Raw genomic sequence first — 13,525 nt, forward strand, 5'->3', positions numbered from 1 at the left:
TCTCGGGGGATTCGGGAAGGGCTCAGGGGGCCAGCTCGGGGATGCGTCGCAGCAGCTCATCGATCAGCGGGCGCTCATCGAAGCGCTCCAGCGCCTCGGCCAGCCGCTCGCGGGCCTCGGCGCGCCGCTCCAGTGCCCACAGCACCTCGATCAGGTGGGCGGCGATCTCCTGGTCGGGCATCTGGGCGTAGGCGCGTTCGAGCCAGGGCAGGGCGCGCTCGGGGTCGCCCAGGCGATAGTGTACCCAGCCCAGGCTGTCCAGGATGGCAGGGTTGTCGGGATCGAGCGCGTGGGCGCGCTCGATCATCTCGCGAGCCTCGTCGAGACGCTCGCTGATGGCCAGGTCGGCCAGGGTGTAACCCAGGGCGTTGAGGGCCATGGCGTTGTCAGGATCGCGCTCGATGATCCGCCCAAGGTCGCGCTCCATGGCCTCGAGGTCGCCGGACTCCCAGGCGCGCATCGCGCGCAGATAGAGCAGCTGCTCGTCGTTGGGGGTGCGGTCGAGCTCACGGTCAAGCAGGGCGGTGGCCTCGTCGACGAGGCCACCGCGCTCCAGCAGCTCCATCTCCAGAGTGACCAGGTCGGCGAAATGCACCTCGTGGCGCAGCCGCTCGATGCGCAGGAAGGCCCGGGCATCGAGCAGGCGATCATCCTCGATCAGCATCTCGGCGGCGCGCAGCCGGGCCGCCAGGAATTCGGGTCCCGGCGCCACCTGGCGGTAGTAGAGCAGGGCATTGTCCACCTCGCCTTCCGCCTCGGCGGTGGCACCGAGCAGCAAGAAGGCCAGCGGTGGGGTGTCGGCGTCATCCACCAGCGGCAGCAGCAGGCGGCGGGCCGCTTCGGTGGCGTGCTCGTCGAGGTAGAGTCGGGCCAGCGCCAGGCGCAGCTCCTCATTGCCGGCGTGATTATCGAGCAGCGCATCGATACTCGCTTCGGCGGCGGCAACGTTGCCGAGGCGAAGCTCGCTCTGGGCCAGCAGCAGGATGAAGCGGGCATCGTCCGGCGAGGCGGCAAGCCCACGGCGTGCGGCATCGCGAGCGCCCCGGTGGTCGCTGCGCTCCTGAGCCAGGCGGGCACGAGTCAGCCACAGCGCCGGTAGCTCGGGGGCGCTCTCGCCCAGACGCGCCAGGCGCCGTTCGGCAGCAACGGTGTCGCCGGCGGAGACCTCCAGCAATGCAGTGGCCAGTTCGGCATCCTGGCGAACCGCCTCCTGGGGCGCGCGAGGCAGCCAGGGGCGCAGCAGCGCCAGTAGCGGCACCGGGTTGGCGTTCTCGGCCAGCGCGGCCTCGATGAAGGCGGTCAGGTCGCTCTCGCTGCCGCGCTCGATCACTGCCAGGCGCTGGCGCAGCGCCTCGGGCCAATCGCCACGCTGGACGGCCAGCCCGGCCAGCAGCCGCGAGGGTGCCTCGGCATCGGGGGCCAGGGCCTGCCAGCGATCGGCGGCCTGGGCCAGCAGTTCGCTGTCGTTGCTGAAGCTGGCCGCCAGGGCAGCGCGCTCGGCCAGCGTCGGGCTGGCATAACGCTCGGTGGCCTCCAGGTAGCCCAGGGTCGCGCGGCGGTAGTCGCCGCGCTGGCCGGCCAGCTCGGCGGTGAGCAGACCGGCCAGCCCCGCGGCGTCCAGGCCTCGCGTGACGGGCGGGGCGCCGGCCAGGGGGTCGTCCAGGGGGGCGCCCGCCCCGCCCACTGCCGACAGCGTCTGACAGCCGGCGAGCAGCACCGCCAGCGCCAGCGGGGCGAGACGGGCGAAAAGCGGGCGAAGTCGCGATGGGAGAACGGCAGGCATGGGCGTCTCGTTGGCAGGGCCGAAGGGCCAGCATAACGGCTTGACCGGCGTGGGCAAAGCGCACCACGGTAGGCGGTCAAGCGGGCGACGCTATGGTAGTATCTTCGCCCAATGATCAGGATGCCGCCCAGGCCGGCCACCACTAGCAAAGATGCCCGACGCATGACGCTGCTTGCCCTAGGAATCAACCATCGAACCGCCACCGTCGAGGTGCGCGAGCAGGTGGCCTTCAACCCAGCCCAGCTGGAGATGGCGCTCTGCGAGCTGCGTAGCTTGCCACAGGTCAAGGAGGCGGCAGTTCTCTCGACCTGCAACCGCACCGAGCTCTATTGCGTCACCGAGCCCCAGGGCGAGGCGGCCGTCCTCGACTGGCTGGGTCGCTTCCATGGCCTGCCGGTGTCGGATCTCACGACCTGTGCCTATCACTATCTGGACAACGATGCTGCCCGCCACCTGATGCGGGTGGCCGTGGGGCTGGACTCCATGGTGCTGGGCGAGCCGCAGATCCTCGGCCAGCTCAAGGACGCCTACCAGAGCAGTCGCGAGGCCCGCGGGCTCGGCAAGGAGCTCGAGTGCCTGTTCCAGCACACCTTCGCGGTGGCCAAGCAGGTGCGCACCGAGACCGGCATCGGCCGCAACCCGGTGTCGGTGGCCTATGCGGCGGTCAGCCTGGCCAGCCGCATCTTCGACGACTTCGGTCGCGCCCGGGCCCTGCTGATCGGCGCCGGTGAGACCATCGAGCTGGTGGCCCGCCACCTGGTCGAGGCCGGCGTGCGCCAGCTCACCGTGGCCAACCGCACCCGTGAGCGGGCCGAGCTGCTGGCCGGCGGCCTGGGGGGGCGTGCCATTGCCCTGGATGAGATTCCCGATGCCCTGGTGGAGGCCGATATCGTCATCTCCTCCACCGCCGCCCCCCTGCCGATCATCGGCAAGGGCATGGTGGAGCGAGCGCTGAAGAAGCGCCGCCATCGGCCGATCTTCATGGTCGATATCGCCGTGCCCAGGGACATCGAACCCGAGGTGGGCAAGCTCTCCGACATCTTTCTCTACTCCGTCGATGACCTGCAGGAGGTGATCGAGGAGAACCGCCGTCATCGCCAGGTGGCCGCCGACCAGGCCGAATCGCTGATCGAACACGGCGTGGGCGCCTGGCTCCATGAGCGGCGCATCCGCAGCGGCGGCGAGCTGATCCACGACTTCCGCAGCCGTGGGGAGTCGCTGCGCGATCTCTCCCTGGAGCAGGCCCTGGCGCGACTGGGACGCGGTGAGGACCCCGAGGCGGTGGTACGCCGCCTGGCTCACCAGCTCACCAACCGGTTGCTGCATCGCCCCACCGTGGCGCTGCGCGAGGCCGCCTCCGTTGAACGCCACGACCTGCTCGAGGCCGCCGGCGCCCTGCTGCTCGACGCCGCCACCGACAAGACCCGATAGGACAACCCATGAAAGCTTCCTTGCGTCAGCGCCTCGACGCCTTCGGCGAGCGCTTCGAGGAGCTCTCCGCCTTGCTGGCGGAGCCCGAAGTGATCGGCGATCAGAGCCGCTTCCGCGACTACTCCCGCGAATATGCCGAACTCGAGCCTCTGGTGGAGGCCTGGCGCGAGTTCCGCGGCGTGGAGAGCGACATCGAGGACGCCGAGCAGTTGGCCTCCGACAGCGACCCGGAGATGCGTGAGCTGGCCGCCCTGGAGCAGGCCGAGGGGCGCGAGAAGCTGGAGGCGCTGGACGAACGGCTCAAGCAGCTGCTGGTGCCCAGGGACCCCGATGATGGCCGCAGCGTCTTCCTGGAGGTGCGCGCCGGCACCGGCGGTGACGAGGCGGCACTGTTCGCCGGCGACCTCTTCCGCATGTACTCCCGCTACGCCGAGCAGCACGGCTGGAAGGTGGAGGTGGTCAGCGCCAGCCACGGCGAGCAGGGTGGCTACAAGGAGATCATCTCGCGCATCAAGGGCGAGGGGGTCTATGCGCGACTCAAGTTCGAATCCGGCGCACACCGGGTGCAGCGGGTGCCGGCGACCGAGTCCCAGGGGCGCATCCACACCTCTGCCTGCACCGTGGCCGTGATGCCCGAGGCCGATGCGGTGGGCGACATCGCGATCAACTCCGCCGATCTGCGCGTGGACACCTTCCGCTCCAGCGGCGCCGGCGGCCAGCACGTCAACACCACCGACTCCGCGATCCGCATCACCCACCTGCCCAGCGGGGTGGTGGTGGAGTGCCAGGAGGAGCGCAGCCAGCACAAGAACCGCGCCAAGGCGATGTCGTTGCTGGCGTCGCGGCTCCGGCAGAGCGCCGTGGACTCTCGCCGCCAGGCCCAGGCCGATGAGCGCAAGAGCCTGGTGGGCTCCGGTGATCGCAGCGAGCGCATCCGGACCTACAACTTCCCCCAGGGGCGGGTCACCGACCACCGCATCAACCTGACCCTCTACAAGCTCGGCGAGGTCATCAGCGGCGAGCAACTCGACGAGGTGATCGAACCGCTGATCCACGAGTACCAGGCGGAGCAGCTCGCCGCCCTGCAGCAGGAGGCCTGATAATGGTGCGCCTCGATGCCCTGCTGGTCGAGTCGGCGGCGCGCCTGGCGGTGGCCGGCTCGACCACGCCGCGTCTCGATGCCGAGGTGCTGCTCTGTCATGTGCTCTGCGTCGATCGCACCTGGCTCTACACCTGGGGCGATCGTGCGGCCGAGGCGGCGGTGGTGGCAGGCTTCGAGGCGCTGCTGGTGCGCCGCGAAGCCGGTGAACCGGTGGCCTACCTCACCGGTGAGCGGGAGTTCTGGGGGCTGAGCCTGGCCACCGAGCCGAGCACCCTGATTCCGCGCCCCGACACCGAGACCCTGGTGGAGGCCGCCCTGGAAAAGGCGGGCAAGACCGCTGGGCGCCTGCTGGACCTGGGCACCGGCACCGGCGCCATCACGCTGGCCTTCGCCAGCGAGCGGCCGGGCTGGACGGTACTGGGGGTGGACCTGCGCCCCGAAGCGGTAGCGCTCGCCGAACGCAATGCTGCGCGGCTGGGTATCGTCAATGCCGCGTTTCGTCAGAGCGACTGGTTCGCGGCCCTCGCCGAGGAGCGCTTCGGCCTGATTGTCTCCAACCCGCCCTATCTCGCCGATGATGACCCGCACCTGGCCCGGGGCGATGTGCGCTTCGAGCCGGTGAGTGCCCTGGTGGCCCGGGAGGGCGGCCTGGCCGACCTGCACCATCTGGTCCGCGCGGCGTGTGAGCACCTGACGCCGGGCGGCTGGCTGCTGCTGGAGCACGGCGCCGAGCAGGGCGCGGCGGTGCGCCAGGCCCTGGGGGATGCCCGCTACCAGTCGGTGGCCAGCCGCTGCGACCTGGCCGGCCATGAACGGGTGAGTCTGGGGTGCTGGTCGGGGCGTTGAGGGTTCAACTGGCAGTGGCTGGCGGGGGTGTGGTACATCTTGACCAGAAAATAACACCGAAAGCCGCCGTGATTTCATGGCTGAAGACCAGAATATCGCCATCGCAGCGGTCGTTTTCAGTCCGATCGACTGTCACGCCGGCACGTTCTGCCACTCCCTGGACCGATCAGCCGCCGCCATGAAAGCCAAGTCCCGCACCCTCGACCGCATCGACCTCAAGATCCTGCGCTGCCTGCAGGATAACGCCCGCATCTCCTACGTCGACCTCGCCGCCCAGGTGGGGCTCTCCACCACGCCCTGCCTGGAGCGGGTCAAACGCCTGGAGCGCGCGGGCGTGATCCGTGGTTACAAGGCGGTGCTCGATCCTCGTGCGCTGAAGGCCAACCTGCTGGTCTTCGTGGAGATCAGCCTGGAGACCCAGTCGCCGGCGGTGTTCGACGAGTTCCGCCGCGCCGTCTCCAAGCTGCCCCAGATCCAGGAGTGTCACCTGGTCTCGGGGCAGTTCGACTATATCCTCAAGTGCCGCATCCCCGAGATGTCCGCCTATCGCCAGCTGCTCGGCGACGTGGTGCTGACCCTGCCGGGGGTCAAGGAGTCCAAGAGCTACGTGGTGATGGAGGAGGTCAAGGAGGAGTTCTCCCTCCACGTGCCCGATATCGAGGAGTTCGACGACAAGTGACCTCGACCATGAACGACGCCGACCTGCTGCGCTACAGCCGCCAGATCATGCTGGCCCAGATCGATATCCAGGGGCAGGAGCGGCTGCTGGCCGGCCGGGCCCTGGTGGTGGGTGCCGGGGGGCTCGGCTCCCCGGTAGCCCTCTACCTGGCCGCCGCAGGGGTGGGGCACCTGACCCTGGCCGATGCCGACGCGGTGGAGCTCTCCAACCTGCAGCGCCAGATCGCCCACGGCGAGGCGGATCTAGGGCGCAACAAGGCCGAGTCGGCCCGCGATTCGGCGAGAGCGCTCAACCCCGGCTGCACCATCGAGACGCTGACCTCCCACCTGGCGGGTGCGGCCATGGCCGCGGCGGTGGCGGCGGCCGACGTGGTGCTCGATTGCACCGACCGCTTCTCCAGCCGCTACGCCATCAATGCCGCCTGCCGCGAGGCCGGTGTGCCGCTGGTCTCCGGTGCGGCGATCCGCTTCTCCGGGCAGCTGGCGGTGTTCGATCCCCGCGATCCCGAATGCCCCTGCTACGCCTGCCTCTATCCGCCGGACGGCGGCGGCGACGAGGCGCTCTCCTGCGCAGAGAGCGGCGTGGTGGCGCCGCTGGTGGGGCTGATCGGCAGCTTCCAGGCGCTGGAGGCGATCAAGCTGCTCAGCGGCGCCGGTACGCCTCAGCGGGGGCTTTCCACCTTCGACGGCCTGAGCGGCCAGTGGCGCCACTTCAGGGTGCCGCGGGATCCCGCTTGCCCGGTCTGCGGCTGAGCGCACGGCTCATGACCCCATCGGCTTCCGGCCCCTCCTGCCTCGATCGGCGTCCGGCCTCCTGGTACCGCGACTCCATTGCCGTCGACCTCGGCTCCTGCTCGCCACTGGCGGGGGAAGTGCGTGCCGACGTCTGCGTGATCGGTGGTGGGGTCACCGGCTGCTCGGCGGCGCTGCATCTGGCCGAGCGCGGCTTCTCGGTGGTACTGCTGGAGGCCAGCGAGATCGGCCACGGCGCCTCCGGGCGCAGCGGGGGGCAGATCCTGCCGGGGCTGGGCACCGACATCGCCACCGTGGAGCAGGCGCTGGGCCTGTCGGCCGCCCGCGATATCTGGGCGATGAGCCGGGAGGCGGTGCGTCTGACCGCCGAGCTCATCGAGCGCCACGCCATTCCCTGTGACCTCGCCTGGGGCTACCTGCATGCCGCGGTGAAGCCGCGCCACGTGCGCGAGCTCAAGGTCTTCCGCGACCGCCTGGCGCGGGACTATGGCTACGAGGCGCTGAGCTGGCTCGAGGGCGAGGCCCTGTACGAGCACGTGGTCAGCGACGCCTATCCCGGGGCGCTGCTCGAGAGCGAGGCGGGCCACCTGCACCCGCTCAACTACACCCTGGGCCTGGCCCGCGCCGCCCGCGAGGCGGGGGCCGTGCTCCACGAGGGCAGCCCGGCGCTGGAGATCCGCCGCGGCTCGCCCCACCGAGTGGTGACGCCCGCGGGCAGCGTCACCGCCGACTTCGTGGTGCTGGGCACCAACGCCTTCCAGCACGGCCTGGTGCCTGAACTGGAGGGCCGGGTGATGCGCGCCGCCAACTACATCATCGCCACCGAACCGCTCTCCGCGGAGCGCGCCGCCCGGGTGCTGCCGCAGAATGATGCCCTGTCGGACGCCAACTTCGTGCTCGATTACTATCGCCTCTCCGCTGACCGACGACTGATCTACGGCGGCGAGGTGAGCTACACCGGCCGCGAGCCGCTCGGCCTGCAGGCGCGGATGGATGCCAAGATCGCTCGTCTCTTCCCGGTGCTGCGCGGAGTGGGCATCGACTACCGCTGGGGCGGCGAGGTGGCCATCACCCTCAATCGGGCGCCGGACTTCGGCCGAATCGGCCAGTCGCTCTACTACGCCCAGGGCTACTCCGGCCACGGCATGGCGCTGGCGGGGCTGGCCGGCAGGCTGATGGCCGAGGCGGTGGTCGGCCAGGGGGAGCGCTTCGATGCCTTCGCCGCCATGCCTCATCGCCGCTTTCCCGGCGGCGGGCGGCTGCGCACGCCGCTGCTGGTGCTGGCCACCGCCTTCTACAAGCTGCGCGATCGACTATGACGAGCGCCCGGCCGCCGGGCGACTGACGAGGTACCCATGAAAGACCTGGAAAGCTGGTTGAAGGAGCGACGCATCACCGAGGTGGAGTGCCTGGTAACGGACATCACCGGCATCGCCCGCGGCAAGATCACGCCGGTCTCCAAGTTCGTGGCCGAGAAGGGCATGCGCCTCCCGGAGAGCGTGCTGCTGCAGTCGGTGACCGGCGACTACGTCGAGGACGACATCTACTATTCGCTGCTCGACCCCGCGGATATCGACATGATCTGCAAGCCCGATGGGGGGGCGGCCTATCCGGTGCCCTGGGCGCTGGAGCCCACCGCCCAGGTGATTCACGACTGCTTCGACAAGATGGGCAACCCCATCGAGCTCTCCGCCCGCAACCAGCTCAAGAAGGTGCTGGCGCTCTATACCGAGCAGGGCTGGCGGCCCATCGTGGCGCCGGAGATGGAGTTTTACCTGACCAAGCGCTGCGAGGATCCGGACCTGCCGCTGCAGCCGCCCATCGGCAGAAGCGGTCGCCAGGAGACCGGTCGCCAGTCGTTCTCCATCGACGCCGCCAACGAGTTCGACCCGCTGTTCGAGGACATGTACGACTGGTGCGAGGCCCAGGGGCTGGATATCGACACCCTGATCCACGAGGAGGGCACCGCCCAGATGGAGATCAACTTCCGTCATGGCGACCCGCTGACCCTGGCCGATCAGGTGTTCCTGTTCAAGCGCACCATGCGTGAGGCGGCGCTGAAGCACGACGTGGCCGCCACCTTCATGGCCAAGCCGGTGACCAATGAACCGGGCAGTGCCATGCATATTCACCAGAGCGTGCTCGACGCGAAGAGCGGCAAGAGCATCTTCTCCAACGCCGACGGCACCATGAGCCAGCTGTTCCTGCACCATATCGGCGGGCTGCAGAAGTTCATCCCCGAGTCACTGCCGCTGATGGCCCCGAACGTCAACTCCTTCCGCCGCTTCCTGCCCGACACCTCGGCGCCGGTCAATGTGGAATGGGGCGAGGAGAACCGCACCTGCGGCCTGCGAGTGCCCGACTCCAACCCGCAGAACCGCCGGGTCGAGAACCGCCTGCCGGGCGCCGACGCCAACGCCTATCTGGCCATCGCGGCGTCCCTGCTCTGCGGCTACCTGGGGATGATCCAGAAGCTCAACCCCTCGGCGCCGGTGCAGGGGCGCGCCTTCGAACGCCGCAACCTGCGCCTGCCTTTCACCCTGGAGCAGGCGCTGGAGCGCATGGAGCACTGTGCCGAGCTCGAGACCTACATGGGCAGCAAGTTTGTGACCGGCTTCGTGGCGGTCAAGCGGGTGGAGAACGAGAACTTCAAGCGCGTGATCAGCTCCTGGGAGCGGGAATTCCTGCTGCTGAGCGTCTGAGGCGCACTGACAGCGTTGAGACCGCGCGCCGAGCGGGCGGCTACGCTGTCCCCGTCGGCCCCCTCCAGGGCGACCGATAACAACAAGTGACGAGAGGTTAAGGATGATGCAAACCAAGCGACTCTCCCTGGCCGTAGCCGCCGCCAGCCTGGCGCTCGCCGCCGCCGCCGCCCAGGCCGCAGGCGAAGTCAGGGTCTACAACTGGTCCGACTACATCGCCCCGGACACCCTGGAGAAGTTTACCGAGGCCACCGGCATCGAGGTGATCTACGACGTCTACGACAGCAACGAGGTGCTCGACGCCGCCCTGCTCGCCGGGCGCTCCGGTTATGACGTGGTGGTGCCCTCCAACCACTACCTGACCCGCCATGTCAGCGCCGGCGTCTACCGCGAACTGGACCATGACAAGCTGCCCAACCTGGGCAATCTCAACCCGGAGCTGATGGACGACCTGGAGTCCGTGGACCCGGGCAGTCGCCACTCGGTCCCCTACATGTGGGGCACCAACGGCATCGGCTACAACGTCGATCGGGTCACCGAGATCCTCGGCGAGGATGCGCCGACCGACTCCTGGGCGCTGCTCTTCGACCCCGAGGTGACCGCTGCCCTGCGCGAGGGGGGCTGCGGCCTCTCCATGCTTGACTCCGGCGACGAGATGCTCTCGCCGGCCATGGCCTACCTGGGCCTCTCACCGCTCTCCGAGGAGTCCGCGGACCTCGAGGCCGCCGGTGACCTGATCGCCGCGGTGCGCGACGACATCACCTACTTCCACTCCTCGCGCTACATCACCGACCTCGCCAACGGGGACATCTGCGTGGCGGCGGGCTACTCCGGCGATATCTTCCAGGCCGCCGACCGCGCCGAGGAGGCGGGCCGCGACTTCACTATCGCCTACAGCATCCCCAGGGAGGGCGCCGCGCTCTGGTTCGACATGATGGCGATCCCCGTCGATGCGCCGAACCCGGACAACGCCCACGCCTTCATCAACTTCATCCTCGAGCCCGAGATCACCGCGGCGATCACCGAGTACGTGGTCTATGCCAACCCCAACCTGGCCGCCAATGCGTTCCTCGATCCCGAGCTCCTCAACGACCCGGCCATCTATCCCGACCAGGAGGTGATGGACAATCTCTACGTGGCCGAGGAGAAGCCGCTGGCCGTGCAGCGCGTGCGTACCCGGGTGTGGAACCGCGTCAAGTCAGGCCGCTGAGGTCGCCGCTGCCCGCGGCGATGGGCGCCGTGGGCAAGCCGAAGATGGAGCTGCTGATGCCCCCCAATGAGACCGCCGCACGCCCCCATGGGCGACCCACCGGTGATGCCCTGGTCGAGATCCGTCGCATCAGCAAGCGTTTCGACGGTGAGCTGGCGGTGGACGACGTCAACCTGACCATCCGGCAGGGCGAGATCTTCGCCCTGCTGGGCGGGTCGGGCTCCGGCAAGTCAACCCTGCTGCGCATACTGGCCGGCTTCGAGACGCCCAGTGACGGGCAGGTCCTGCTCGACGGCGAGGACATCACCGCCATGCCGCCCTTTGAGCGGCCGATCAACATGATGTTCCAGTCCTACGCGCTCTTTCCCCACATGACCGTGGCGCAGAACATCGCCTTCGGGCTCAAGCAGGACCGCCTCCCCCGAGCCGAGATCGAGCAGCGGGTGACCGAGATGCTCAAGCTCGTTCACATGGAGGCCTTCGCCCGGCGCAAGCCCCAGCAGCTCTCTGGCGGCCAGCGCCAGCGGGTGGCCCTGGCCCGCTCGCTGGCCAAGCGGCCCAAGCTGCTGCTGCTCGACGAGCCCATGGGCGCGCTGGACAAGAAGCTGCGCACCGAGATGCAGCTCGAGGTGGTGACGATCCTCGAGCGGGTCGGGGTGACCTGCATCATGGTCACCCATGACCAGGAGGAGGCCATGACCATGGCCGACCGGGTGGCGATCATGTCGGACGGCTGGATTGCCCAGGTGGGCACGCCGGTGGACGTCTACGAGAGCCCGGCGAGCCGCATGGTGGCGGAGTTCGTGGGTACCGTGAACCTCTTCGAGGGGGAGGTTCGCGTCGACGAGGCCGATCACTGCATCATCGCCAGCCCTCAGCTGGGGCGCGATATCCGTATCGGCCACGGGGTCAGCACCCAGGCCGACGAGCGCCGGGTGTGGGTGGCGGTGCGCCCGGAGAAGACCGCGCTCTCCCGCACGCGGCCGGAGGGCGACTACAACTGGACGGCCGGCAAGGTAGAGGATATCGCCTATCTGGGCGGGCTCTCGGTCTACTACGTGCGCACCGGGACGGGCGTCCTGGTCAAGGCCAGCCTGGCCAACGTGGAGCGTCGCGGCGACCGGCCCGACTGGGACGAGCCGGTCTACGTCGGCTGGGACGCGATGAGCGCCGTGGTGTTGAATGAGTGAGTGCTGCATGAGTGAGTGCTGCATGAGTGAGCGCCCCCTGAGCCCCGGCCGGAATAGGTGAGGAGCCTATGACACCCACTGCCTTCGAGCGCCTGAAACGGCGCCTGCGTCCCGGGCGCGGCTGGGTCATCGCCGTGCCGCTGGTGTGGCTGGCGCTGTTCTTTCTGGCGCCCTTCGCCATCGTACTGAAGATCAGCCTGTCGGAGGCGGCCATCGCGGTGCCGCCCTACCAGCCGATCCTCGACGTCACGGCCGAGACCCTCAACATCGCCCTGAATCTGGGCAACTACCTGTTCCTGGCCAGCGATTCGCTCTATGTGGCGGCCTACTGGGGCTCGCTGAAGATCGCCTTCCTCTCGACCGTCTTCTGCCTGCTGATCGGCTACCCCATGGCCTACGCCATGGCCCGGGCCCCGGCGCGCTGGCAGCTGGTGCTGCTGCTGCTGGTGATGCTGCCCTCCTGGACCTCCTTCCTGATCCGGGTCTACGCCTGGATGGGCATCCTCAGCAACAACGGCCTGCTCAACAATCTGCTGCTGTGGGTCGGCCTCATCGATTCGCCGATCCGCATGATGAATACCAATTTCGCTGTGATGCTGGGCATCGTCTACGCCTACCTGCCGTTCATGATCCTGCCGCTCTACGCCAATCTGACCCGGCTCGACGACTCCCTGCTGGAGGCCGCCTCGGACCTGGGGTCGCGCACCTTCAACACCTTCCTCACCGTGACCCTGCCACTCTCCAAGGGGGGAATCATCGCCGGCTCCATGCTGGTGTTCATCCCCGCAGTAGGGGAGTACGTGATCCCCGAGCTGCTCGGCGGGCCCAATACGGTAATGATTGGCAAGGTGCTGTGGGAGGAGTTCTTCCTCAACCGCGACTGGCCGGTGGCCTCGGCCCTGGCCATGGTGATGCTGCTGCTGCTGCTGATCCCCATCGCGCTGTTCCACCGCTATCAGTCCCGTGAACTGCAGGAGTGAGCATGCGCAAGCCGTCGTTCACCACGCTGATGCTGATCCTGGGGCTGCTGTTCCTCTACCTGCCGATGGTGGTGCTGGTGGTCTATTCGTTCAACTCGTCGCGGCTGGTGACGGTGTGGGCGGGCTTCTCCGGACGCTGGTACCTGGAGCTGCTGCGCGACCGGCAGATACTGGCCGCGGTGTGGACCAGCCTGCGCATCGCCTTCTTCTCGGCCTCCATGGCGGTCTGCCTGGGCACCCTGGCCGCCTTCGTGATGACCCGCTTCGGCCGCTTCCGCGGCAAGACCGCGCTCTCCAGCATGGTCACCGCACCGCTGGTGATGCCTGAGGTGATCACCGGCCTGTCGCTGCTGCTGCTGTTCGTGCAGATGGCCCAGATCATCGGCTGGCCGGCGGATCGCGGCATGGCTACCATCTGGATTGCCCACACCACCTTCTGCAGCGCTTACGTGGCGGTGGTGGTGTCCTCGCGGCTGCGCGAGGTGGATCGCTCCATCGAGGAGGCGGCCATGGATCTGGGCGCCCCGCCGGTCAAGACCTTCTTCCAGATCACCCTGCCGGTGATCGCCCCGGCGCTGGCCGCCGGGTGGCTGCTGGCCTTCACCCTGTCGCTGGATGACCTGGTGATCGCCAGCTTCGTCTCCGGCCCCGGGGCCACCACCCTGCCCATGGTGGTGTTCTCCTCGGTGCGCATGGGCGTCTCGCCCAAGATCAATGCCCTGGCCACCCTGATCATCCTGGTGGTATCGCTGGCCACCTTCCTGGCCTGGTACTTCATGCGCCGCAGCGAGTCGCGTCGGCTGGCCGCACTGCGCCAGCAGGAGGCCCCCTGATGGCCATTTCGACGCCT

General features: G+C 68.6%; 12 protein-coding genes. 11 read left to right on the top strand and 1 reads right to left on the bottom strand.

Annotation, left to right across the window (positions count from 1 at the left end):
• Positions 1-22: 22 nt before the first annotated feature.
• Positions 23-1,783, bottom strand: a complete 1,761-nt coding sequence (locus ACM26W_RS07140) for a tetratricopeptide repeat protein (protein ID WP_416140137.1) — start codon at positions 1,781-1,783, stop codon at positions 23-25.
• A 162-nt stretch (positions 1,784-1,945) separates the two neighbouring features.
• On the opposite strand from ACM26W_RS07140, the gene hemA reads away from it, so the two are divergent.
• From hemA to ACM26W_RS07195, 11 genes are all read left to right on the top strand, one after another.
• A complete protein-coding gene (gene hemA, locus ACM26W_RS07145) occupies positions 1,946-3,214 on the top strand; it encodes a glutamyl-tRNA reductase (protein ID WP_416140138.1) in 1,269 nt (422 codons plus the stop codon).
• An 8-nt stretch (positions 3,215-3,222) separates the two neighbouring features.
• Entirely contained in the window at positions 3,223-4,314 is a 1,092-nt protein-coding gene (prfA, locus tag ACM26W_RS07150; RefSeq protein WP_416140139.1) for a peptide chain release factor 1, read from the top strand.
• Between the two features lie 5 nt (positions 4,315-4,319).
• Positions 4,320-5,162, top strand: a complete 843-nt coding sequence (gene prmC, locus ACM26W_RS07155) for a peptide chain release factor N(5)-glutamine methyltransferase (RefSeq protein ID WP_416140835.1) — start codon at positions 4,320-4,322, stop codon at positions 5,160-5,162.
• 178 nt (positions 5,163-5,340) lie between these two features.
• Positions 5,341-5,841, top strand: a complete 501-nt coding sequence (locus tag ACM26W_RS07160; RefSeq protein ID WP_416140140.1) for an Lrp/AsnC ligand binding domain-containing protein — start codon at positions 5,341-5,343, stop codon at positions 5,839-5,841.
• Between the two features lie 8 nt (positions 5,842-5,849).
• A complete protein-coding gene (locus ACM26W_RS07165) occupies positions 5,850-6,593 on the top strand; it encodes a HesA/MoeB/ThiF family protein (RefSeq protein WP_416140836.1) in 744 nt (247 codons plus the stop codon).
• A gap of 11 nt (positions 6,594-6,604) precedes the next feature.
• Positions 6,605-7,912 carry an NAD(P)/FAD-dependent oxidoreductase gene (locus ACM26W_RS07170; protein ID WP_416140141.1) on the top strand — a complete coding sequence of 436 codons (1,308 nt, stop codon included), beginning with the start codon at positions 6,605-6,607 and terminating at the stop codon, positions 7,910-7,912.
• A 36-nt stretch (positions 7,913-7,948) separates the two neighbouring features.
• A complete protein-coding gene (locus tag ACM26W_RS07175; RefSeq protein WP_416140142.1) occupies positions 7,949-9,295 on the top strand; it encodes a glutamine synthetase family protein in 1,347 nt (448 codons plus the stop codon).
• Between the two features lie 103 nt (positions 9,296-9,398).
• Complete coding sequence (locus ACM26W_RS07180) at positions 9,399-10,505, top strand: polyamine ABC transporter substrate-binding protein (RefSeq protein WP_416140143.1); 1,107 nt, start codon at positions 9,399-9,401, stop codon at positions 10,503-10,505.
• Positions 10,506-10,561: 56 nt separating this feature from the next.
• Positions 10,562-11,695 (top strand): polyamine ABC transporter ATP-binding protein, encoded by a 1,134-nt coding sequence (gene potA, locus ACM26W_RS07185; protein WP_416140144.1) that lies wholly within the window; start codon positions 10,562-10,564, stop codon positions 11,693-11,695.
• Between the two features lie 68 nt (positions 11,696-11,763).
• Positions 11,764-12,675 (top strand): ABC transporter permease subunit, encoded by a 912-nt coding sequence (locus ACM26W_RS07190; RefSeq protein WP_416140145.1) that lies wholly within the window; start codon positions 11,764-11,766, stop codon positions 12,673-12,675.
• Positions 12,676-12,677: 2 nt separating this feature from the next.
• Positions 12,678-13,508 carry an ABC transporter permease subunit gene (locus tag ACM26W_RS07195; RefSeq protein ID WP_416140146.1) on the top strand — a complete coding sequence of 277 codons (831 nt, stop codon included), beginning with the start codon at positions 12,678-12,680 and terminating at the stop codon, positions 13,506-13,508.
• Positions 13,509-13,525 lie beyond the last annotated feature (17 nt).

It is taken from the genome of Halomonas sp. HK25 (genome assembly GCF_047795635.1).
Classification (GTDB): Bacteria; Pseudomonadota; Gammaproteobacteria; order Pseudomonadales; family Halomonadaceae; genus Halomonas.

Coding starts and splice junctions, on each gene's coding strand:
- ACM26W_RS07160 (WP_416140140.1), top strand. CDS start 5,341: ATGAAAGCCAAGTCCCGCACCCTCGACCGCATCGACCTCAAGATCCTG.
- ACM26W_RS07140 (WP_416140137.1), bottom strand. CDS start 1,783: ATGCCTGCCGTTCTCCCATCGCGACTTCGCCCGCTTTTCGCCCGTCTC.
- ACM26W_RS07190 (WP_416140145.1), top strand. CDS start 11,764: ATGACACCCACTGCCTTCGAGCGCCTGAAACGGCGCCTGCGTCCCGGG.
- potA (WP_416140144.1), top strand. CDS start 10,562: ATGCCCCCCAATGAGACCGCCGCACGCCCCCATGGGCGACCCACCGGT.
- prfA (WP_416140139.1), top strand. CDS start 3,223: ATGAAAGCTTCCTTGCGTCAGCGCCTCGACGCCTTCGGCGAGCGCTTC.
- ACM26W_RS07165 (WP_416140836.1), top strand. CDS start 5,850: ATGAACGACGCCGACCTGCTGCGCTACAGCCGCCAGATCATGCTGGCC.
- ACM26W_RS07170 (WP_416140141.1), top strand. CDS start 6,605: ATGACCCCATCGGCTTCCGGCCCCTCCTGCCTCGATCGGCGTCCGGCC.
- hemA (WP_416140138.1), top strand. CDS start 1,946: ATGACGCTGCTTGCCCTAGGAATCAACCATCGAACCGCCACCGTCGAG.
- ACM26W_RS07175 (WP_416140142.1), top strand. CDS start 7,949: ATGAAAGACCTGGAAAGCTGGTTGAAGGAGCGACGCATCACCGAGGTG.
- ACM26W_RS07195 (WP_416140146.1), top strand. CDS start 12,678: ATGCGCAAGCCGTCGTTCACCACGCTGATGCTGATCCTGGGGCTGCTG.
- ACM26W_RS07180 (WP_416140143.1), top strand. CDS start 9,399: ATGATGCAAACCAAGCGACTCTCCCTGGCCGTAGCCGCCGCCAGCCTG.